The 22,582-nt window shown below is 28.9% G+C and carries 25 protein-coding genes; 16 read left to right on the forward strand and 9 right to left on the reverse strand.

All coding sequences use genetic code 4. The annotated features are described in order from the left end of the window. Positions 1 to 42: 42 nt before the first annotated feature. On the reverse strand, positions 43 to 1,401 hold the full coding sequence (locus tag NX772_RS02885; protein WP_051542098.1) for a BMP family ABC transporter substrate-binding protein: 1,359 nt from the start codon (positions 1,399 to 1,401) through the stop codon (positions 43 to 45). A gap of 132 nt (positions 1,402 to 1,533) precedes the next feature. On the opposite strand from NX772_RS02885, the gene NX772_RS02890 reads away from it, so the two are divergent. From NX772_RS02890 to NX772_RS02910, 5 genes are all read left to right on the forward strand, one after another. Further along, positions 1,534 to 1,863: a hypothetical protein gene (locus tag NX772_RS02890; protein WP_027123054.1), complete on the forward strand. Its 330-nt coding sequence runs from the start codon at positions 1,534 to 1,536 to the stop codon at positions 1,861 to 1,863. Positions 1,864 to 1,892: 29 nt separating this feature from the next. Then, positions 1,893 to 2,282: a hypothetical protein gene (locus NX772_RS02895; protein WP_259429357.1), complete on the forward strand. Its 390-nt coding sequence runs from the start codon at positions 1,893 to 1,895 to the stop codon at positions 2,280 to 2,282. A 26-nt stretch (positions 2,283 to 2,308) separates the two neighbouring features. Continuing rightward, positions 2,309 to 2,668: a hypothetical protein gene (locus tag NX772_RS02900; protein WP_027123056.1), complete on the forward strand. Its 360-nt coding sequence runs from the start codon at positions 2,309 to 2,311 to the stop codon at positions 2,666 to 2,668. 16 nt (positions 2,669 to 2,684) lie between these two features. Beyond that, a complete protein-coding gene (locus NX772_RS02905; protein WP_027123057.1) occupies positions 2,685 to 3,113 on the forward strand; it encodes a hypothetical protein in 429 nt (142 codons plus the stop codon). Positions 3,114 to 3,242: 129 nt separating this feature from the next. Next, on the forward strand, positions 3,243 to 3,533 hold the full coding sequence (locus NX772_RS02910) for a hypothetical protein (RefSeq protein ID WP_259429358.1): 291 nt from the start codon (positions 3,243 to 3,245) through the stop codon (positions 3,531 to 3,533). A gap of 95 nt (positions 3,534 to 3,628) precedes the next feature. Here NX772_RS02910 and NX772_RS02915 read toward each other — a convergent pair whose 3' ends face one another. Further along, the gene (locus NX772_RS02915; protein ID WP_084477557.1) at positions 3,629 to 4,144 is read right to left on the reverse strand and encodes an HNH endonuclease; all 516 of its coding nucleotides are present in this window, start codon (positions 4,142 to 4,144) and stop codon (positions 3,629 to 3,631) included. 55 nt (positions 4,145 to 4,199) lie between these two features. On the opposite strand from NX772_RS02915, the gene NX772_RS02920 reads away from it, so the two are divergent. The 11 genes from NX772_RS02920 to dcm are packed head-to-tail and all read left to right on the forward strand — an operon-like array spanning position 4,200 to position 16,126. Then, positions 4,200 to 5,324 carry a DNA replication/repair protein RecF gene (locus NX772_RS02920; protein WP_027123059.1) on the forward strand — a complete coding sequence of 375 codons (1,125 nt, stop codon included), beginning with the start codon at positions 4,200 to 4,202 and terminating at the stop codon, positions 5,322 to 5,324. Continuing rightward, a complete protein-coding gene (locus tag NX772_RS02925) occupies positions 5,325 to 6,200 on the forward strand; it encodes an MBL fold metallo-hydrolase (protein WP_027123060.1) in 876 nt (291 codons plus the stop codon). A gap of 46 nt (positions 6,201 to 6,246) precedes the next feature. Then, positions 6,247 to 6,528 carry a hypothetical protein gene (locus tag NX772_RS02930; protein ID WP_036449959.1) on the forward strand — a complete coding sequence of 94 codons (282 nt, stop codon included), beginning with the start codon at positions 6,247 to 6,249 and terminating at the stop codon, positions 6,526 to 6,528. Beyond that, a complete protein-coding gene (locus tag NX772_RS02935; RefSeq protein WP_051542102.1) occupies positions 6,512 to 7,888 on the forward strand; it encodes an SNF2-related protein in 1,377 nt (458 codons plus the stop codon). Before NX772_RS02930 ends, NX772_RS02935 begins: the two co-directional genes overlap by 17 nt. After that, complete coding sequence (locus tag NX772_RS02940; RefSeq protein WP_027123062.1) at positions 7,879 to 8,133, forward strand: hypothetical protein; 255 nt, start codon at positions 7,879 to 7,881, stop codon at positions 8,131 to 8,133. Before NX772_RS02935 ends, NX772_RS02940 begins: the two co-directional genes overlap by 10 nt. Positions 8,134 to 8,137: 4 nt before the next feature. Then, the gene (locus tag NX772_RS02945; protein ID WP_027123063.1) at positions 8,138 to 8,611 is read left to right on the forward strand and encodes a DUF669 domain-containing protein; all 474 of its coding nucleotides are present in this window, start codon (positions 8,138 to 8,140) and stop codon (positions 8,609 to 8,611) included. A 15-nt stretch (positions 8,612 to 8,626) separates the two neighbouring features. Next, entirely contained in the window at positions 8,627 to 9,658 is a 1,032-nt protein-coding gene (locus tag NX772_RS02950) for an adenine-specific methyltransferase EcoRI family protein (RefSeq protein ID WP_027123064.1), read from the forward strand. After that, positions 9,651 to 10,859: a methionine adenosyltransferase gene (metK, locus tag NX772_RS02955; RefSeq protein ID WP_027123065.1), complete on the forward strand. Its 1,209-nt coding sequence runs from the start codon at positions 9,651 to 9,653 to the stop codon at positions 10,857 to 10,859. Before NX772_RS02950 ends, metK begins: the two co-directional genes overlap by 8 nt. A gap of 32 nt (positions 10,860 to 10,891) precedes the next feature. After that, positions 10,892 to 12,892: a hypothetical protein gene (locus NX772_RS02960; protein ID WP_027123066.1), complete on the forward strand. Its 2,001-nt coding sequence runs from the start codon at positions 10,892 to 10,894 to the stop codon at positions 12,890 to 12,892. A gap of 2 nt (positions 12,893 to 12,894) precedes the next feature. Then, positions 12,895 to 14,928, forward strand: coding sequence for a DNA primase family protein (locus tag NX772_RS02965; protein ID WP_036449963.1), 2,034 nt, complete (start codon positions 12,895 to 12,897; stop codon positions 14,926 to 14,928). A gap of 28 nt (positions 14,929 to 14,956) precedes the next feature. Further along, entirely contained in the window at positions 14,957 to 16,126 is a 1,170-nt protein-coding gene (gene dcm / locus NX772_RS02970) for a DNA (cytosine-5-)-methyltransferase (protein ID WP_051542104.1), read from the forward strand. Positions 16,127 to 16,224: 98 nt separating this feature from the next. Here the strand turns inward: dcm and NX772_RS02975 are convergent, their stop codons facing one another. The 7 genes from NX772_RS02975 to NX772_RS03005 all read right to left on the reverse strand — a co-directional run bounded on the left by NX772_RS02975 (position 16,225) and on the right by NX772_RS03005 (position 22,559). Beyond that, positions 16,225 to 16,974, reverse strand: a complete 750-nt coding sequence (locus tag NX772_RS02975) for a tyrosine-type recombinase/integrase (RefSeq protein ID WP_027123069.1) — start codon at positions 16,972 to 16,974, stop codon at positions 16,225 to 16,227. 184 nt (positions 16,975 to 17,158) lie between these two features. Then, the gene (locus NX772_RS02980) at positions 17,159 to 17,752 is read right to left on the reverse strand and encodes a hypothetical protein (protein WP_027123070.1); all 594 of its coding nucleotides are present in this window, start codon (positions 17,750 to 17,752) and stop codon (positions 17,159 to 17,161) included. A 4-nt stretch (positions 17,753 to 17,756) separates the two neighbouring features. Further along, the gene (locus NX772_RS02985; protein WP_027123071.1) at positions 17,757 to 18,320 is read right to left on the reverse strand and encodes a hypothetical protein; all 564 of its coding nucleotides are present in this window, start codon (positions 18,318 to 18,320) and stop codon (positions 17,757 to 17,759) included. An 18-nt stretch (positions 18,321 to 18,338) separates the two neighbouring features. Next, positions 18,339 to 18,548 (reverse strand): hypothetical protein, encoded by a 210-nt coding sequence (locus NX772_RS02990; protein WP_027123072.1) that lies wholly within the window; start codon positions 18,546 to 18,548, stop codon positions 18,339 to 18,341. Then, positions 18,535 to 18,933: a hypothetical protein gene (locus NX772_RS02995; RefSeq protein ID WP_027123073.1), complete on the reverse strand. Its 399-nt coding sequence runs from the start codon at positions 18,931 to 18,933 to the stop codon at positions 18,535 to 18,537. The genes NX772_RS02990 and NX772_RS02995 overlap by 14 nt, the downstream gene beginning before the upstream one ends. A 1-nt stretch (position 18,934) precedes the next feature. Then, positions 18,935 to 19,726, reverse strand: coding sequence for a YhgE/Pip domain-containing protein (locus tag NX772_RS03000; protein WP_027123074.1), 792 nt, complete (start codon positions 19,724 to 19,726; stop codon positions 18,935 to 18,937). Between the two features lies 1 nt (position 19,727). Continuing rightward, a complete protein-coding gene (locus NX772_RS03005; RefSeq protein WP_027123075.1) occupies positions 19,728 to 22,559 on the reverse strand; it encodes a hypothetical protein in 2,832 nt (943 codons plus the stop codon). Positions 22,560 to 22,582 lie beyond the last annotated feature (23 nt).

Below are 22,582 nucleotides of genomic sequence, written 5' to 3' on the forward strand. Positions count from 1 at the left end.
AAAATAACCTTATGAGTTATTTTTTAATCAAATATTTTTTTATTAACTTCTGCTTTCTGATGATTCGCTGGTTGATGTTGTGGCTTCAGTTGAAGAAGAAGTGGTTTTTCCTGTTTGTTTATTAATTTCTTTTACAATATTTTCTAATTTTTCTTTATTACCTTCCCCTAAAGCACTTAAAGAAGGTATTTCCAAAATGGTTTTAACATTTGATTTGTTTTCTACAGTAACTAATTCTTTAAATTTATCTTCTGCTTTTTTAAGAGAAGCATCAGCCGCCACTTTATCCTCAATAGAAGAAGGAGAAACTCCAACAAATCCATCATGATATCCTAATTTTAGATGAGCATTTGTTTTTCCAAACTCAAACCCAGAAATAATATCTGATTTATTTCCTTTTTTAACAAATAAATCTGTAATTACTCTATATAAAGTATTTCCTAATCTTTTCTCAATAGAAGTAAAGAAAAGATTTTTATCTTTCTCAAAAGCTTTTGATTGGTCAGTATCAACACCGATTATTAATTGTGATTTATTTGCAGTTTTAATATGATTTAATGTGTTACTTGTTAAACTCCCTGCAACTGGTAAAATAACTTTAGCACCTGTGGCTACAACTCCATTTACTATTGCGTCTGACTTAGAATCTGAAGAAACAAATCCTGCATTTAATTCTAAATTATCTGTATGTAATTTTGTTACTTTAGAATTTTCAGAATTGTATTTTTTAATACCTGATAAGTATCCTGCTATAAAATCAGTTACCCCAGCTCCAGCTCCTCCAGCAAATGTAACAACTTTTCTATTTTCATCATTAGTTTCTTTTGTTGCTAAATAATCAGCAATAGCATAACCAGCTATTCATCCTGCTTCATCTGTATTGTAATTTAATGAAATAAATTTACCCGCAGGAACTTTTGAATCTTCTGCATCTCAGTCTATAGCAATAACAATAATTCCTTTTTTATCGAAGTTTTCTTTGTTTTTAGCATATCATGGAGCAAATTGATCTCCGTGTTGGAAACCTGTTAAAACTCAAACATTAGAATCTTGTGACATTAAAGCATTGTAGCTATCTTCTAATTTGGATGAATTTCCTAAAATATATTTATTATCTTTTCTATCTGCTTGTGATGAATGTTGAGATATAGCTTCTCATAATGATTGATTAAATGATTTATCATTTACATTACCACCAGCAGTTAATAAAGTAATTTTTAAATCTTGAATTTCTTTTTTCTCAACTGCTTGTTTAACTTCTGTATCTCTTGTAGACACATAAGCCTTAATTCCAGAATAATCTGTTACAGAATCTTGAGCACATGAAATAACTGTAGCTATTGAAGCTAATCCTGTTAAAGAACTTCCTAGTCCCAATAATAGTTTTTTGCTAAATTTCATACCTATCCTTTTTTAATTAAATATCTTTTTCTAATAATATTAAAATATTATTACTATTATATTACAACAAAAACCGAGAAATGCAAAGAAACTTACAAAAATAAATGAAAATTATAGCGCAAAGGTAAAAAAATGAAAAAACTGGAATTAATAGTTAGAGAATTAAAAAGATTAGAAACATTAAAATTAACAAAATGAAATCAATTAAGCATCAAAGAGCAAAATAGAATTACTAAAGAGCTAAAAAGCGAAATGAAGCTAATAGAAGCGGAAGCACTAAAAATAGACCAAGAAAACAAATCAAAATTTACTAAACAAATAAACAGACTTTTTGATGTTACATATAACTGAACACCCGAATTAATAGAAAGCGCAATTGACAATATCGAAGCAACAGAAATAACAACACCTAGAGAAGTTTTCGCGCTTTTGAAAGATATGAATAGAGAATTTAGAAGATAAAAAAATAAATGAAAATAAAGGATATAAAAATGAAAACAATAGATTTAACAAATTACAACAACTTTTATAAAAATGAAAATGAATTAGAAACTTTAAAAAGAGAATTATACGAAATGGCAAACGAACAAGAGTGAACATATTTTTATAACGCAGATGAGAAAGAATTTAATGAATTTTTTAACCATAATGAAGACACAGGCGAAACCTGAATAAAAAATAGTTTAACAATAGAACAATTAATGTATTTTGTAGAAAAAACAAAAGGTTACTATTATAGTTTTTGAACCTTTGCTGAATATAACGAAAAAACAAATGAATTTTTTGAACGCCCAAAGTTTAATGGATTTATTACAGAACTTTATGGCAAATACAACAAAGAACTTAGTTTAGCAAAAAACTTTGAAGTTACAAGTGAATAATAATTTTTTTAGATAAAGGTTGAATAATGAAAAAAATAGAAATAATTTTAGAGCAAATGCACGAATATTACGACTTGAAGTATTACAAAGAAAAACGAGAAAGTGGAGAAATAGCATGAAAAGAAGCGAGCAAAAAATTACAGCAAGTGTGGGCAAGAATGATAAAAAACAGCAATGAAGCAAGCGAGCAAAAAGATAAAGAAAAATTTAGAGACATATTAAATACGCATGGGCAAATATTAAGAGAATGAAACCCCGCAACAATAAAAGTGGCAATTAATTTAATAGAGAACCAACAATTAAAAACACCTGAACAAGTTACTAAATTTTTACAAGAAATAGAAGCTAATAGACTAAAAACAGAACAAGAACAAGCGCAAGAATAAAAATTAAGGGCATAAAATGAAAAGAAGCGAAATATCAAAAGAAATTTTAAATTTAGAAGTTATGATGCAAGAAACAGAAGAAAAAACCGCAAAGTATAAAATAGAAGTATTAAGAGAAATTTTAGAATTAGAAATTAAGGTGAAAGAAACAAAAGAAAAAGAAGCAAATTATGAAATAAACCTCGGCGAACAATATCATATATGAGAGAAATTAAACCAAAAAGAACGAGATTTATTTAGCGAAGCGGCAACAACTTTAAAAGACTATGAACATTTTGAAAAATTAATATATGAAGAACAAGAAATTATAAAGTTTTGGAACTTATCAACATTAAGAGAAGTGCGAGAAATAATAAATGTTTCAGACTTTAAAGAACCAAGCAAACTAATGAATTTTATACGAGAAAAAGATAAAAAAACAATAAGAAGAAGGGTTGAATTCTAAAAACTTATAGAGACAAAACAAACAGAAAGGAGCGAAATTTTGAAAACTTTGAAGGAGCTAAATTTATTAAATTTAATAGAGATTTTTGATATAGATAACATATCATACGTCCAGCCCGTAGAAAAGGGCGTGTATTATACAGTACAAAAAAGCATCAATAGAAAAAAAGAAGCACCGGACAACCTTAATTATTTAAAGCGGGTGGAGATAAAATTAGACTATGAATGAAGCAATAGAACGCTCGGAGATGTAATACAAAATAAAGCAAGCATTAATTTTTTCAATGTAGAAAAACAAGTTCAAAAAGAATTTTTAGCAGTATTAAAACAAAGACTAGGTAGCAGTTATGCAATTTTAAAACATAAACTTTTTAACGACTTATTTTATATAGAATACAGAAAATTAGGACTAGCAAACTAAAACACATTTAAAAGAAACAAAAAGACACCAACAAGACCTTTAAATTAAAAAGATATAAAAATATACATAAATAAAAAAAGAGCGCCACAACGCCCTTAAATAGAATTTAAACGCAATAAGAAAGATTGTAAAAATGGAATGCTCGAAAAGATATCAATATTAACCGTTATAAATTTTTCTTTGATAAAAAAGGCGATAAGAACATTCTCTAATTTTTCAACCATAGAGAACTCTAAATTCTTTTCAATAAAATAAAAGTTATAACTTTGGCCAACATTTTCAAAACGTGAAACAATCTCTTTTGCGCTATTAAAAACCAAGGAAGAACCAAAGGCAGAATTAAAAAAGATTTTTACAGTTTTAGAATTATTAACCTTTTGACTTTTTAGCGCCTTAAAAAATGCTGATTTAGAACCGTGGCAACGAATACATAAAGTTCTTAAATTATTTTCATTTAAAAAAAGATTTTCGTTATTTTGATGCTCGACGATATGGTCGACATGGAGATTTAAAGTGCTAAAGCACTGAATACAATAAGGCTCTTTATTTAAATGAATATCACGCAACTTTAGTCATTCTTTAGACGAATAAGGAAATTTTCAATTTATCATATTTTAATTATAGCGATTATCTTTGATATATCAAAATAAAAGAAAAGGAAACAAAATGAATAAAAAAATAAGATTAGAAAAATTAGAATTATGAAGTTACAGAAGTTTTAACCACTTTTTAATGGACTTTAAAGAAAACCCAAGACAACATAACGACTTGACAATTATAGAGAAAGCAAACGGAACAGGTAAAACAACGCTATTAGAAAGCATTAGTTATCTTATTAATTTAAAAAAAGATTTAAACAATAAACTAATTAAAAATATGATATCTAATGGTCGAGAAAGTTTTAGAATATTAGGACTTTTTAAAATAAGCGAAGCAGCAGTGGAAAAACTAAAACACTTTTCAATTAGGGGAGCAAGCGACAAAGAAAACAATTACCAAATAGACTTTGGGGAAACTAATTTAAAAGAATATAAAAAAGAATTAAACAACTGAATATTACCAACCAACATAGCTCCACTTTTCTTTTCACCCGACTTTTTCAATAACGCAACCAAGAGAGAACAGCGTGGATACTTATTTTTGGCATTAGAGAATAAGATTAAATTTTTTGAAAATATCTGAAAACTGATAAACGAGAACGAAATATTTAAAAACGCAGACTTTTTAGAAATTTATAACAGCATCAAAGACGAAACAAACGACGTCGTAAAATACGACAAACTAGTGGACAAAATAAAGGATGCACTAAAGTTTTTTACTGAAGCGCATAAAATAGCAGAGATAAAATACAACTTTTTAATAGATAAAAAAATAGAAAGCGTTATCGTAGAAAATACACTAAAAAGAGAGATAAACGAGCACCAACAAAAAATTCTATTATTTAAGTTATTATTGGCAAAATTTGAAAAAATAGAAACAGAGAGCGCGCTAAAACTAAACGAGATTTTTAAGGAACAAAATTTTAATTTTAGAATAGAGACCAAAGAAACGGAAAATGGCAAGTGAGATTTAGAAATAGAAAGAGACGGGGTGCCCTTTAATTCTTTAAATACAGCATCCAAACTTTTAGCAAGTATTAAATTATCTTTATTCTTTCAAAAAATGCACGGCATCGAATGTTTTATTTTATTAGATAATGCTGAAAGATTAGATTTTAAAAGTTTTCAAGCATTAGAAAAAATATCATTAACAAGGCAAGTTATCGCAACTTTTGTAAAAGGCATAAGATAAATGTATATAAAAAGTTACGGTTCGAGCAGCAAAGGGAACGCTTATTATATAGTTACAAACCAAGCAAAAAGAATAATAATAGATTTAGGTCTTGACGTATTAAAGAATAAACAGTCGCCGCATTACGAACACCTTTTAAATGTAGATTATGTTTTTATATCGCACGAGCACGTAGACCATACTAGACACTTAAAAAAGTTTTTAGAAAATAATTTAAAGGCAAAGGTTCATATCGCCCAAGAAAGCTTTGAAAAACTATGCTCTAAAGATAAATGATTTTGACTAAATAAAGCAAGATTTTTTTGAACACCATTAGAAAAAGCAGGAGCAATTTGAACGAATAAAGATTTTCAAGTTACAAGCATTAAGGTGGAGCATAACAGCAAGGCAAACTTTGGATATTTTATAGATTTCTATAACGGAGAGAATATTCTTTATATTACTGATTGCGGGTCAATAAATTTAGGACAATTTAAAAATTTAGATTTTAAAGATTTAAAAACAATAATGATTGAAAGTAATTATGATGATGAAAGAGAACCAACCGCCTTTAGCATCAAGGAAGAAACGCAAAGAAGCATGGTAGGGCACTTTTCTTATAAGCAAAGCATGAAATTAATAAGTTTTATTTTTAACAAGATAAAAGACGACGCCAAAAATTATGGAATTAAAGACGCTTCAATAATAGAGAAATTATTATCATTAAACGTTTTTTTAATACATACAAGTGCCAAAGATTTTAATAGTTTAAAAAACAAGGACATAAAACAAAATTTAAATTTTATAAGAATAGCAGAAAAAGGGGGTGAATATAACGCAAACTATTACAGAAAAAGAAGTTGAGACAAGACTAAAGAATTTATTAAAGCACCATAATATATCATATAGAAAAAACCATGGGAACATTTTTCAAGAGAGTGGCATGGCAGATATATTAGTTTTTAATAAATACAATACATACGCTATAGAACTAAAGCGAGACTTTAAAATAAACCCCATTAAACAGTTACAAGTTTTGGAAGCGCTGAAATATAAGGACGACTTAATTTATTTATTTTTAGACAATACAAACTTTAATTTTATAACTAAACATTTAATTAATAATGATAAAGAAATTTTAAAACACTATGGAAAGGTTCAGATTAATTTTTGAATGGAATACTATAAAAGGAAAAAGCGAAAAGAAAATGAAACAACTTTATAAATACCAACAAGACGCATTAAATAAGGCGCTTTTATACGACCGTTATTTATTAGCATTAGACATGGGACTAGGTAAAACTTTTACGGCGCTTAAATGATTAGAAAAAATTAAGCAAACAAACAACTATAACACCATTATTTTGGTAGACAGTAAAAAAGTTTTAGACTGAAAGGAAGAAAGCGAGAACGTAGGACTAGAAAATATAGAAGCATTTTTAAACACTAAAGACAACGAAAAATTTTTAGACTTTAACCAAGAAAGAAACAAAATTTATATTTTAAGTTACGCAAGATTTAGAAGTATTTTGAAGCAAAATAAAAATTTTAATATCGAATATTTTTTTAACTTAATAGTTGACGAGAGCCAAGTTTTAAAAGACAGCAAGTCGCAATTGACAAAAATATTATTAAGTAAAACAAACCTTATTAATAAATTATTACTTTTAAGCGGAGACCCGATAAGCACTGGATACCATAACCTTTACTCCCAAATGAAGTTACTAAATATTTTTGAAAATGAATTTAAATACAGTGACTTTCAATACCATTTTTGCAAGATTTTTACAATACCAAAAAAATATATACCAATAATAACGGGATATAAAAATGTAGATAAATTACTGGACTTATTAAAGAGCAGAGCGCACTTTCTAAAAACAGAGGAAGCAGTAGATCTGCCGCAGAAAAGAGCGCACCAAAGAATAGTAAAAATAAATAAGCATTATTTAAATTTTAAAAAAGACCATGCGCTAATAGAGCAAGAGTGAAGCGCAAGCGGAAATACCACCATAAAATACTTTCATAACTTAAGACAATTAGCAAGCGGGGTCATAAAAACCGAGAGTGGCGAATATAAGAAAGTGGACGACGCTAAATTTGACGAACTAAAAGATTTAATAGAAAGCAGCACCTTTAATTTTTCGCTTTTTTACAACTATAAAGCAGAGCTTCATTTTATTAAAAAATTATTAGAAGAATTAAAGATTAAATATTTTGAAATAAACGGGCAAAAGAACGAATTAAAGGATGCTTTAAATTATGATGGTCGCTTTATTATTCTAATACAATACGCAAGCGGAAGCAGGGGCATAGACGGATTACAAAATAAAATTTTTAACCAGATTTATTTTTCTTTAACATACAGTGGCGAGATGTATAAGCAGTCGCTAAAAAGAATACATAGATTAGGACAAGAAAACAAGGTGAATTATTACTTTCTATTGGCAGAAAATAGCATAGAAAAAAACATTTTAGATTGCTTAAAAAACAGCCAAGATTACACCCAAGAAATATTTAAAAAAGAATTTAACATACAAGACAACCAAGAAACAAAAGAAAAAGGAGATTATGAATGAAATTAAGAACAAAATACCAAGTAGTTTTTGATGATGAAACAAACGATGTTTATTTAATAGATTTTAAAGCGCATCGAACTTATAGCGAATTAAACGGAGTGGCGGAAATATACAAAATAGATAAAAACGCCATAATAACAGAAATTAAAACATTAGACAAGCAATTTTTAGCAGCAAGCAACATAGCAGCAAAAAGCGGACTTAGATTATCAATATTAGAAGAATTAGTAAAAGAAAGAGAAGGAGAATAAAAATATGTTTACATTTAACAAAGACTGAGAACAAAGAGCAAAAGAATTAGATGAGAAATATAAAAAAATACCTGATGGAGAATATAAAGGAATAGTAAAAAGCGCCTCTTTAACAAGAAGCCAAGCAGGATATGAAGTGGTGGACATTATGGTAGAAATTACAGACAACCAAGAATTAAGCGGAGCAACAACCAACAAACTTTATTACATAGACAATAACTACCCGCATAAAAAGAAATTAGATTTAGACGGAAAACTTTTGGACAAACTTTTATTAAGTTTTAATTTGAAATATGCAAGCAAGGAGGAATTTGTAATAGCGTTATTAAAATTAAGCGAAAAACCAGTGAGCATAAAAATAAAAAGAACAACAGGCGCAGACGGTAAAACATACATAACAAGATATATTGAACCTTTAACTGAAGCTGAAGCAAAAGACGGAAACGACGAGAACTGAGATATGAATAGTTTTATTTAATTTTAAGGAGAAGTCATGGAGATAACAAAAAAGAAAAAGACCTTGATGGATATAACCAACGAATGATTTAAAGCGCAAAATAAACCCGCGGATAAAGTGAAATTAGAACAAGCAAAAGTAAAAAGAGCGGACGAATTTTACACCCCTTATGAATTAATAGAAAAAGAGATGGAATTACACCAAGAAAGTTTTGAAAATAAAACGTTATATTTGCCAGCGGACGACCTTTATTTATTAGAAGAATACTTCGACGACCCTGAAAGCAGAGCATCGCAATTTTGAGTATACTTTCATAAAAATTTTAAGCGCTTAAAACTGAAAAAACTAATAGCAACTTCAATGAAAAGGAGCGGGAATGCTTTTGCTTATATTTATCAAGGTGGAGACGATAACAACATAGAAGAATACGAAAAAGAAGAATTAAACAATAATGGAGACTTTAGAAATTTAGATAACTTTAAATTTTTCGAACAAGCAGATATTATAGTGACCAACCCACCTTTTTCAATTTTTAAGGACTTTTGAAAAATAATACAAGCAAGTGGTAAACAATTCTTAATTTTGGGTGGACTTTTAACTTTTGCCAACGTTTTATTTATGAAGGATTTAATAGATAAAAAATATCATTTTGGATACACTGAACCGCATTATTTTTACGACTATAACAAAGACGAATTTGGGAATGTAAAAACTATAAAAAGCACCGTGCCCACTTTATGATATACAAACCTGCCAAAGAAACACGGTAGAGCAGTTTTACAAAGAAAATTAGACGGAGAAAAACAAGAATATAAATGGCATTATGTAGATGCAGAAACTATACATATAAGCAGTTCAAAATACTGAAGCGACGTGCAAGAACTAAAAGCGAAATATTACCTTGTGCCAATAACTTTAATTTTTAAATTAGATATAGACAACGAGTGAGACATTTTAGGAACAGATGAAAATAACATATTAAATAAAAAATTTGGCGAAATTAGAGTGAATGGGAAAGAAGTTTTTAGAAGATTACTAATTAGAAAGAGAGAAAATAAAAATGAATAAAACAAAAAAATTTATAAGCGCAGAAGCAGTAGGGATTGGACACCCTGATAAAATAGCGGACAAAATTAGCGACGTGGTGGCGGACTATTTAATAGAAAAAGCGGATAACAAACAAGAAGCAAGAACAGCCATTGAAACACTAATAAGTGGGGACGATATTATAGTGCGTGGAGAATTTAAGGCAGAAAGTGAAGCGAATAAAAATTTAGATAAAAAAGAATATTGAAAGAGCTTATATTGGAATTTAAAGAATGAAATTATAGATAAAGTTTTCAAACCTTTACGAGATAAAAAATGCTATAACTTTAATATTAAACTTTCAGAACAAAGCGAAGACATAGCGCAAGCAGTAGACAAAGAAAACCAAGAGATCGGCGCAGGAGACCAAGGCATCGTTTATGGATATGCAACGAATGAGAGTGAGAACTTTTTACCTATTGCCTTTAATATAGCAACAAGAATTCTGCAAGAAGTGGAAGAAAGAATAAGAAATAAAACGCTTTTAAATGCAGGATATGATATGAAGTCCCAAGTTATTTTAGAAAAGACAAAAGATAATTATAAGGTTCATACAGTTATATTAAGCGTTCAACATTCTAAAAATTATGATGAATTTGAATTTAAAACAAAATTAAGCGAATTAATAAAAAAGGCGGCAAAAGTATTTTTACCAAACATAAATTACGACTTTAATATTTTAATAAATTCTAGCGGGCAATTTATCAAGGGCGGAGCAGAAGCAGACGCAGGCGTAACCGGTAGAAAATTAATGGTTGATACATACGGAACAATAGCGCACCATGGGGGCGGAGCATTTAGCGGAAAAGATTTTACAAAAGTAGATAGAAGCGGCGCATATATAGCAAGATACATAGCAAAAAATTTAGTAAAAGCGCAATTAGTAGACAAAGCAGAAGTTCAATTAACATGAGCCATTGGCAAACCAACCCCACTTTCTATTAATATAAACACCTTTAAAACAAACAAGGTACCTGTGAATTTATTAATTAGATCAGTAAGAAAATTTGCACCTTTAAAAGTAAAAGACATTATAGAAAAATTTAATAAGCAAGAAATAAAATTTAGCGCAATTACTAATTATGGACACTTTAACAACCAAAATACTCCATGAGAACAAACAGACATAGCAAACAAAATGAAAAGATACGTTTTAGCGCAATTAAAGAAAAGAAAAAAATAAATTTGATATAACAAGAAAAATAGAAAGGGACGATGTTTAAAGAAAATTTAGAAAAAGCAAAGCAACTGCCATTAGATATTTGAATATATGATGTTGAAGTATTTAAGCAGTATTGATGCGTTACATTTTTTAATGTAAAAACAGCCGAAACCATAGTGGTGGAGCAAAATTACATGGAACTAAAAAATATTCTTTTAAAGCGCCTTAAAAATGCTTTTGTGGGCGGATATAACAATATACGTTACGACGACTATATTTTAAAAGAACTTTTAAACAACAAAAACCCTTTTGAACTTTCAAACAAAATAATAAATGAAAACTTAAAACCCTGAACCATAGAAAGAATTAAAAGAACTAAATTACCATTTTTCACTTTCGATATTATGGATTTAGTAGGCGTTGGAAGAATGAGCCTTAAAAAATATGAAGCATTTTTAGGACTGGTGATACAAGAAAGCGACGTTCCTTTTGACTTTGAGAATGAACTAGATGAGAAACAAAAAAATAGCGTAAAGCAATACAATTTACACGACGTAAAAGCGAGCGCTTTTTTATTTATAAAATTTATAGACCAATTTATTATTAAACTGAAATTAATAAGCGATTACAACCTAAATTCTTTCAATTTATCAAAAAGTGGGTCGCAATTAACCGCCATAATTTTCAAGGCAAGAAAAGAACTGCTCCCTTTCTATAAAGAATATAACTATGAAGTGCCTGAAAACATTAAAGAATTCTATAGAGAATATGCTAAAGAATTTTACTGATTAATAGAAAAATTAGAAGCGCAAAAATTTTATACTGAATTTAGCGAAAACTATTCTAAAGAGCAGATTAATTTAAGCTTTAATTTTGGCGGGCTGGATTATGAATTTAAAAGTGGTGGATTACACGCAGCTAAAAAAATAACCATAGAAGAAAAAGCGAACATTATAAATAAAGATATCATAAGCAACTATCCCCACTTAATTAAATTATATAAATACGGTTCTCGCAGAGCGCCTGATATGGAAACAAAGATTGGCGAATTACTGGAAGCAAGAAAGAAAGCAAAGCGAGAAAAAGACAGAATAAAAAGCGACGCAATTAAAGAATTAATAGTAAGACCATTTGGCGCTATGGAATATAAATTTAACGACTTATGGGACGCAAAAATGCGAATGAGTATTTGCTTAACTGGTGAATTAATAATTTTTATTTTAAGTTATATAATAGCGCCTTATGTAGAACTTTTACAAGTGAATACAGATGGTATTATGTTTAGACTTTTAAAACCTGAATACGAGCAAGAAGTAGAAAAATTATGCTCCTTATGAGAACAAAGAACATTGATGACTTTAGAAACTGAAAAATATGAAAGACTATGGCAAAAAGATGTGAACAATTACGTAGTAACCAAAGGCGATAATATCAAAGCAAAAGGCGGAATGGTGAAGTATTTTGATAAGCAGTTTAATAATGAAGACTATAACATAGTGCGTGGAACCGCTAATAATAATTTAAGCGCATTAGACAGTGCCGTGGTGAATTATTTTGTATACAACAAACCTGTAATGGAGACCTTGAAAGAAATAAAAGAATTAATACGTTTTCAATTTGTTTTTGAAGTAAAGGGAAATTTTAGCGATACTTTTTATGGTGAAAAATTACTGCCAAGACGGAAAGTGTGAAGGATTTTTTATACAAAACAAGGGGAGCCCGTTTTTAAAGCATATAAAGTAGGCGAGAACTGAAAAAAAGACAAGGTGCCAAACAGCAGCGAAAAAAATACAATTATAAATATCGATATAAGAAATAAAACAACCGACTTTTTAGATTTAGATTATGAATATTACGAACAACTAGCATTGGCAAGAATAGAACAGTATTTAAACAATGAAATATCAAACAAAAAAGAAAAATTTAACATTCTTTACCCTGGCGAAAGTTACGAGTGCGCTTTTTGTGGAGCATCCTTAATGAATGAAAAAGTAGTGCGTTATGCTTTAGAAATGGAAGTGTGCAAAAAATGTTATTTTAAGGAAAAGGAATAAAAATGAATGAAAAGGAAAAAAATTTAATTGATAAAGAAGCTTTAAATAACTTTTTTAATAATGAGTGCGAATTTATTATTTTGAATAATGATAAAACCCCTAAACATAGTTTTAAAGGCGGAAAAAATTTATATCGTTTTGAAGAAGTAAAGAGCGAACAAAATTTAGGAATATATCTGCAAGATAACTGAGTAGTTTTAGATATAGATAACAAAGATAACCCTTTAAGTAGTAAAAAATTAATTGAAATTATTGATGATTTTGGGTGGCAATGTAACATAATGAAAACAGACAGGGGGCACCACCTTTGATTTAAATTAGCTAATGAATTAAAAAACGCGGTTGATATTGTTTTACCATTTGGAATAAAGGCGGACGTAAAAGCAAGTAAAAACAACGGATACGTAGTTATTAAGAAAGATGGAAGTTTTAGGCAGTGAATAAGATTTTTTAAGAGTGTAGATTTATTGCCAAGTGAATTAACCCCTTTAGATAACAAAGATGCCTTTAAAGATTTAGCGTCCCCAGTTTTATTAGAAGAAGGGTCGAGACGAGATAACCTTTTTCAAAGAATTAAAACTTTTGCTTTAGCAGGATGAGACAGAACAAGAACCTTTAACGTTTTGAGCGCCATAAATAAATTTTTATTTTTAAAACCTTTGGACGAATACGAAGTTGAAAATTGCTTTTTAGGAAGTGAGCAGTTTTTCGAAAAATATAAAAATAGATATGTTTTTCATAATGGAAGAGAATTTTTACATTTAAACTTTATAAATTTTTTAATTGAAGAATATAAACTAAAAAGATATAGTAAACAATTGTTCGTTTTTGATAAGGAAGAAGAAATATACAAAAGAGCAGACGATAACTTTTTAATGGGGCTGATGCTGAAAGAAAACAAAATGCTAAAAAAGGCGCAACTAAGCGAAGTATTGAACCATTTGAAAGTTACGACCGCTATACCTGAAAAAGAACCAGAAAAGAATATCGTAGCGCTAAAAAATACTTATTATAATTTAGAAACTTATAGAAAAATAAAACCGGACGATAAGTATTTTGTTATTAGTAAAATAAACGTGGAATATAACCGCAGATATTTAAGAACTGAAACCATAGATAAGTTTTTTAATAATATAACCTTAAACGATAAACAGCTAATAAATATTTTATATGAATACATTGGCTATTGCTTAACACCTGATACAAGATATCAAAAAAGCTTATTATTATACGGACCGACGGCAAGTAACGGAAAGAGTACGTTTTTAGAAGTTTTAACAAACTTTTTTAGCGTAGAGAATGTTAGTTTTTTATCATTTGAAGAATTAAATGGGCGTTTTTCAACGAGCACCCTTATTGATAAAATGGTGAACATTGGAGCGGATATATCAACCGACCATATCAAAGACCCTTCAAAATTTAAAAAGCTTTCAAGCGGAGACAACGTAGAAGCGGAATTTAAAGGAAAAGATATGTTCTCTTTCAAAAACAAAGCTAAATTAATTTTTGCCGCTAATAAGCTGCCAACAACAAGCGAGAAAAGTTATGGATATTTTAGACGTTTTTTAATTGTGCCTTTTGATGCTGAATTTAAAGGAAATAACGACGATAAAAACGTTTTAGATAAGTTATTAACAAAAAATAATATGAACGTTTTATTTAATTATGCTATTGAAGGACTAAAGCGCCTAAGAGAAAAAGGCGGATTTACTGAAAGCGACAAAGTGAACGACATTTTAACTGAATATGAAAGAAATAATAATAGCGTCGTTTTATATTTAGAAAATAGCGTGCAGCATAGCGAAGAAGAAATAAAAGCAGGATTAAATATACATGATAAAGCTATTTTTGAACTTTATTTAGATTATAAGCAGTATTGCGGTGACTTTGGATATAAAGCGCTTTCATTAGTGAAATTTAAGGAAGAAATAATGCTTTATTATAAAAAAATAAGATTGACAACCATAAGAATTTTAGAGAATGGAATATTTAAAGAAAAATTTTTAGTAACAGGAGGAAAACATAAGAAAGATTAAATTATTTGAAACATTTAGTGGATTAGGGATGCAAACAAAAGCACTAAAAGAATTAGAGCAAAAATTAAATTTTAAATTAGATAATGTAGGAAGCGTAGAGTGGGACGTTTTCGCCAACATTGCGCATAAATTATTAAATTATAACGAGTCCATTAATATTGATAAAGATACACCTTTAAGCGAGATATTGGAGAAACTGAAAGAATTAGAAATATCAAGTGATACAAACAGCAAAATAAAAAGTAATTATTTTAAAACTTTAGGGGAGAATAAAACCAGAATAATATATTCTTTTCTAAAAAATATCATAGAAACAAAACAAAAATTAAAACAAGGGCAAAAATTAGAAAAAGTAGATTGAGACGATATATCAACATTAAATTATATACCTGAAAAAATAGATATTTTTACATACAGCTTCCCGTGCCAAGATATATCAACCATGGGATATGGTAAAGGTATAAACGAAAATACAAGGTCGGGATTACTTTGAGAATTAAAAAGAATATTTAAGAATAATAAAGATAAATTGCCAAAAGTTTTAGTTATGGAGAACGTAAAAAATTTAGTAAGCAAAAACTTTATTAAGGACTTTGAAAAATGATTAGAATATTTAGAAACTTTAGGATACAAAACAGAATATAAAACATTAAATGCGATTGATTATGGCTCTATGCAGAACAGAGAAAGAGTTTTTGCGATAAGCTGGTTAGATAAAAATAAAGAATTTAAGTGACCTTCAAAAATAAAGCATAACGCCAAAATTAGAGATATTGTAGAATTTGAAAGAATAAGCGAAAAAGATTTAGAGCGTGGCGCGAGATTTTTAAATGCTAAAAGTGGAGAATGAAAGTATAACAAACAAAATAACAAAATGTGGCGTAAAATAGAATTAAAGGGATATTTAGAAAGCGATAAAATTATTGTTCACCCTGATTACTGGGGACAAACTTTAATGAAAAGCGCAGGGATAAAATTAAAAGTAGAATTAGAAACTGAAAAATGGGGCAAAATTGTTAAGTTATTGAACGGTCGAGAAAGTTTAATGTATATGGGATTAAGTAAAAACGACGTGGACAAAATAGATAATAATATTCTATTGACTGAAAATAAACTTAAAATGTTAGCAGGTAATTCTATTGAACTAAATACGCTAAAAGCACTTTTTGAAAATATTATAAAATACCTTTTAAATTAAAGTGCGATACACTGAAAAAGTTGTTTGCTTTATATAACTTTTAATGATATATCAAAATAAAATATATAAAAATAAGCACCCATTATATTGTGGTGCTTTTAATATTGAAAAAATAATTTTTTATATGTTTCTAATTCTTCGTCTCTGCTTTTTTGTAAATATCTAAAGGTTGTATTTATATCATTGTGCCCTAATAGTTTCATAATAATTTTGGGGTCTGCGTTGTTCTTAAACATATGAGTGGCAAAACTTCTACGTAATGAGTGGCACGCGTATTTATCGCCAAAAAGTGCCTTTATTTTGCGTCTTATTGCTTGGATGTTAATTTCTTTTTTATACATTCATTTAAATTTTAATAAATTAGAATAAGTTTCTGGATTGAAAAATATTTCCCGCCTTTTGTTTCCTTTTCCCATAACGTATAACTTTTTATCATCTTGAGTGATTTTGTTGACTTCACTTATTCTTATTCCTGTTTCAAAAATAAAGCGGATTATGGTTCTAAATGTGTCTTCCTTGAGATATCCAGTTAATTCTGTTTTTTCTATAATTTCTTCTCTTGTTAAAACTTCTCTAAAAGTATTTTTGTTTTCGCGTTTTTCTTGGAGTTCTTTTACTATTTCTATTTCATCATATCTTTTACAAAATTTTAAATATGATTGAAAAACTTTCTTATGAAAAGTCTGAGATGATGCTTTCAATTCATCTCTTATTATTCTTTTTATTATTTCTTCGAAAGGTAATTCTTCCACTTTCAATGAGCTTTCTAAAATTCATTTATACATTCTTATTGTGTCTTTTGAGTAATTTAATAATTCTAATTTTTTAATGTATTGTGCTACGTTCATATTCTGCGTTCCTTTGCCAAATAAGTTTTTAAAAGTCTAGTAATATTATTACTTTAGTTTTTTAATTTCGCAGCACTGCTAAGTTCATTATATCTTGGATTATTGAAAAAACATAGAAAAAAGCGCTCTTTGGCGCTTCATAGATAAATAGAATAAAAATAAATTATAACATATTTAGATAGTTTTATATCTGTTTTAATGCTCTTGAGATTAATGGATTCTCGGTGTTAATTCCATAGTTATTTAATTCTGTTTTTATCTTTTCTATTTTGTTTCTTCTGTTTTCATTAATATTTTCTAAAACTTCTCTAATTGTGAAAATGATTGCGCCCCTTAAAGGTTCTTTTATTTCTATACAAGCATTTATTATTTTATTTAAAGTTGCCTCTACGTATTGTTCGTGTTGTTTAAATGTTAATTTCATATTCCCTCTTTCGTTACATGATATGTCAATTCCTTTTTTGAGCATTTCGCTTTCAAATGCTCTTTTTTTCTTTTTGTATAAAATTGTATCCATCACCCTTAATGTTAAATTTCAAATTATGAGCATCCAGGTTAAGCTTCCTAAAAGTAATTGTATGATGGTTTTACTATTTCATTTTTTATTGTAAAATTCGTCAATAATGTTTTCAATTGCGCTTCCGTCTTTAAATGGTAAAAATAAAATAATGAGCGTCGAGATAAAGAAAGCAAAGAATATAGCGCTAAAAACTATTATACGTTTGTGGATTGCTTTTAATGGCCTTTGCTTAATTATAAACTTATCTAAAAAGTGCACTTATTTATTCTCCTTTTTCTGTTTCTATTTCTTCCAATTTAGCGTTTAATAATGCTGGGTCGATTGTTAAATTTATCTGTTTTGCTTGGTTTCTTTCGCTTTTCTTTAATAGCTCCATGATTGGATCGTATGTTGCTTGGTCTATAACGTTTTCATGGTATAAACTGGTTAAACGAACCATTACTTCTCTTAAAGTTGTATAGGTTAAACTACTTAAAAACATAAAACAAATAAACATTAATAAAATCATTGCTAAATTAAAACTGGCGAACCCTATAGTATTTTGTTTCTCTACTGTTATATAAAACGTATCGCCAAAAATATCTCTTAATTTTTCTATATGTTCTGCGCCTAATTTCTGTTCTTGTGCGTATCTTAAGAATTCTTTTCATCTTTCGTCTTCCACTGGTTGCTTTTCGTAAAATATAAATATTTTTGCAAATTCATTTATTCCATCGTGCGCTATGGCGCTAATTAATAAAGATAAGGCGAGAATAAATAAAAGAGAGAAAACGATAAAAAGAATGCTTTTAGTTTTATTACTTAATTTCTGTATCCATCTAAACATTCTTATTTTTGCCCCTTGTTATTTTGTTTCGCTTGTTGCTTGTGGTTGCTTATTGTTTTCTTGTGTTGTTGGTTGTTCTTTTGCTTCTTTTTTTTCTTTGTTTTTTTCCTTGAGTTTGTTATAAATATTTTTTCCGTTTTCTACTGCTTTACAACTAATAATTGTTGGCGCTAATAATGTTATTGCTCCTATTGATGTTGTTAATAATAAAAATTTATTTTTTGCCATTGTTATTCTCCTTTTTAGCTATTTTTTTAAAATAAAATTTTTCTTCTTTTTTGGTTAATATGATGTTGTTTTCTAGTTTGTATTTTATTGCTTTGATTATTTCTGCATCGTGTATACTTCTATTTCTAATTCTTTCAAATTTTTTAGATAAATAGATTGGCAGATATTTTAATAAAAGCGTAAATTCTATTGCGCCTTCGATTGCTAAAACTAGCCAAAATACCGCCTTATTAAGTTTTCCGAGCGTATCAAAGAAAGAATAGACCCCTAATTCTTGTAATGCGTGGATTGTTTTTATATCTTCTATTTTTGGTAATAAATCTGCTAAACGTTCCGCGCTTGCGTCTACTGTTGTTAATATCCAAATTATCAATGCTGTTATCATGTTACGTTATCCTCCTTATTTTTGCCGTTACACTTACCTTAAAACGCATTGTAAAATTAGGGATTGCCGTTCCGTTATAAATTGTATTGGTTGATGCCTTAAGCATAAAGCCGCCACTTTCTGGATTGATTAAAATATTAGTTATTGTATGGTCTCTGTCTGTTGCGTTTACTACCGCTATACATTGAGTTTCTGGCGTATCGTTAAAAATCTGCGAACTGTTATTTCTTTCGATTGGTTCAAAGATAAATCTGGCGGTTGCATTCTTGCTATATCCACCAAAGTCGCTTCTTTCTTTTATCTGAGGCGTTACTGCTATTAAATAATAGTCTATGCTCTCTCCTGTTGAAAGTGAAGGAGCGCTAAAATTTATCATATAATTTCCACCATTGTTGGAGGTTCTTAAGTCGTATGTTTGAAAACTAACTTCTCTGTCTGTGATTATTCTTTGGTATCTTATACTTAAAGTTGGACGGTTACTGCTTGAGTTGTTTCTATTTTCTAAACTTTGTATTCTGTCGGTGAGGGTTGTTATTGTTTGTTTTAAGGTGTTTATTTCGTTTGTTTTAGTTGTTAAGCTGTTTATACTACCATTTAAAGAATTTAGGCGTTCGTTGTGGTCGTTTGCTTGAGATTCTGCGTATGTTTTTAAATTAGCTAAAGTTGTTTCGTTATCGTTTACAACGCTTTTTATTTCATTGATATTTTCTGCGGTTATGATCTGGTCTAATTCTTCTCCCCTAAATGTCTCTGTTGTAAAATTTCTTTTATTATTGAAGGTTATTTTTGCCATCTTATCTTTCTCCCTGTATTTCTATTTCTAAAGGTAAAATTAATTCCCAGATTCTGCTTTCTTGGTTTGCTTCTAATATTAAAGGTTCCCAGTCTGGTATTTCCGTTCATATGTTTAAATCGTTATCCCCATAATAAAATGAGTGGTATTTTTTCCAGTATGGCGCTTCTTTTAAAATTAGGTAAATTGGTATATATAAAGAATTTTCTATTATTCTAATGTGGTCGTGGGTTACGTTTAGAATTTTTGTTTTGATTGTTCCGTTTTCATCTTCAAAAGTGAATTTAATATGAGAGCGTCTAAAAATATCTATATTAGATTGATCTATAAAAAGCTTTGCAAATTCTCTTGCTAAATGGTCGTTATCTTTTTTGTCCTTATCATCTTGTCAGCTTACGTTTAAATGATAATTTAGTTGGATGTTTTCATTTTTGCCCTTGATAAAGTTATCTTGGTATCTAAAGGCAATGTTACCGTTATTGTCCATCCATTGTATTTCGTTTATTTTTTTGTTGTCTTGGTTGATATTTAAGGCGTTGCTTTTGATATGAGAACTAAATGTTATTTTGTTATCTAATACATTAATATCTCTTGTTCTTCCATTTCAAAAAAGATTATTAGATTGAGCGCTTGATATATTAAAACTTTGATTGATTAAATTGATATCTTGGTATCTTTTATATAAAAACGGCTGATTGTTTGAGTTAAAAGGTTTTCCATCATATTTAATATTTAAAAAGTTAAAAGTTGATTGGTTGCCTTCTTGTTTAAAAAATAATAATTTAAAAATATTTTGTTCTTTATGTCCACTGGCGTAACTGTGGTCGAAAAAGCAGTCGTTTTCTAAATAACTTCAAAATTCTAAAGGTTGGTTGTGATGCGTATTATAACTAAAGATTATTGCCTTATTTTGATTAATTAAAGCTATAAGCGATGCCTTGCTTGTTTCTGTCTCTTTTATTCCTAAAAGTGTTATTTTTTCCACTCCATATCCTAATGTTCCTGTTTCTTTTGCTGGAGTTGGTATTATTAAATTATCCTCGCTTAATTGTGTTTTATTATCAAAAAGATAAATTTTTCATTGCCCACGTTGTTTTACTGGCAAGTATACTTCATTATTTTCTAATACTAATGCTTCTTTAGTGTCTTGGATGTTTTGTATTACTTTATCTTTTTCAAAGATTATTTTGTTTGGGGTTTCTTCAAAGTCTCTTATAACTATTTTATACACTTCGCTTTGTCCTTGTTTTGTAAGTTGTGTATATGCTATGTTTGATGCCACTTCTATGTATTCTGTTGTTACTTCGAATTCTTCTCCTGTTTTGGTTTCTTCTCTTGCGTTTAATTCTGCCAGCTTAAAGTTTGCTATTTCATGCTTAATTATTTCGTCTGCTATATATACTTTTATTCTGTTATCTTCATATACTACTCTAAAACTGTTTTCGTGTAATAAGTTTGGGTTTTCTAAAATTAGTCTTTTAGTTCTTTCAAAATCTAAATTAATTTCTATAAATTGTTCTTGTTCTGCAGGTCTTTTGTATGTCGCGAGATATCCAAGAGTATTTATTCCTGCTCCACTTCCGGTTTGATATTTTAGAGTGTGGTGGTTCTTGGTTTTTATTTTTATTTTTGTGTTTCCGCTTATAAAGTTTATATTGCTGTTTGGTTGCTTGATTGTGCTAAAAGCGGTTTCGAATGCTTGTTTAAGATTATAGTTATTTTTGCCGCCTGTTTCTATTACCGTTTCGAATTTTTGAGTTTCGTTTTCGCTTTGATTAATTGAGGATGTTTCATTAGTTGCCACCACTATGTTTCCGAAAAAATGTTTCTTTTTATTGATTGTTTTACTTAAGGTGGTTATTGTTAAATTATTTATTCCGCTAAAGATAGTTGGGTTGGTACTACTTGTTATTGCTCCCGTCTCTGCATCTATGCTTCCACTTCATTTATTTAAACGAATATATCCTGTATTTTTCCATTCTCCTTGAGATTGCCCCACCAGTGCGCTATTTAGTTGTCCGTATCATAAAAGGTTGTCGGTTGTGCTTATTATTATGTCAATTAAGTTTTCGTCGCTATAACTTTCATTAAAATCTATTTTATTTATTTTATTTAGTCAGTTTCATTGTTCTATTTCTTGTTTAAATTGAAAAATTATTCTGTCTAATTGTCCGTTTTCTGTTGGTCTTATGTCGTTTAATTTTATAAAGTAATTTTTACTTTTTCCCCTGTCTTTTCCGCTGGTTCAGTTTTGTTTTACCATTAAAAAGTAATAGCCAGTTCTTAGTCTTTTTACTTTCAAAATTTCTAAAGAATAATTTTTACTTTGCCCTTTGTTTTCTATGCTTTCGTCGAATGCGTAATTAAATTTAGGATTGTCGCTAAAAGGGTTTGAGATTAATTCTATAAATGAAAAACGTTCCTCCCTTGTTCTTCCATTTGCGCTTTCGGTTTGAAGGTTGATTGTATAGAATGTTATAATGCTGTCGTTATTAAAATATCTCCCCTTAATTTCTAAATTGTTTTCAAGGTTTCTTTCTATGTCTAAAATTCTTGCGTTTTTTCCTTGAATATCTATTTCACTATGTTTTAGTGCTTCGATAAAAAGGGGTGTATTTATTTTTTTAAATTTTGCTTCTTGGTAATTTTCTTTTGGATGATATCTTTCAATTCTTCCTTCGTATCACCTTGAATAAGGCCAAGCGTGTATTGAACTATATTTATTTTTTTCTTTGGTTGGTGCTGTTATGTAATAGAAAAACGATTCCACCCATGGTAATGTATTTGGGTGTTTGTTTGTTGCGTTTATTATTTCTTCTCTGCTTCTTGCCATTTATACTTTCTCCTTTATCTGTA

Origin of the sequence: Mesomycoplasma molare, from assembly GCF_024918955.1 — a bacterium.
GTDB classification, from domain to species: Bacteria; Bacillota_I; Bacilli_A; order Mycoplasmatales; family Metamycoplasmataceae; genus Mesomycoplasma_A; species Mesomycoplasma_A molare.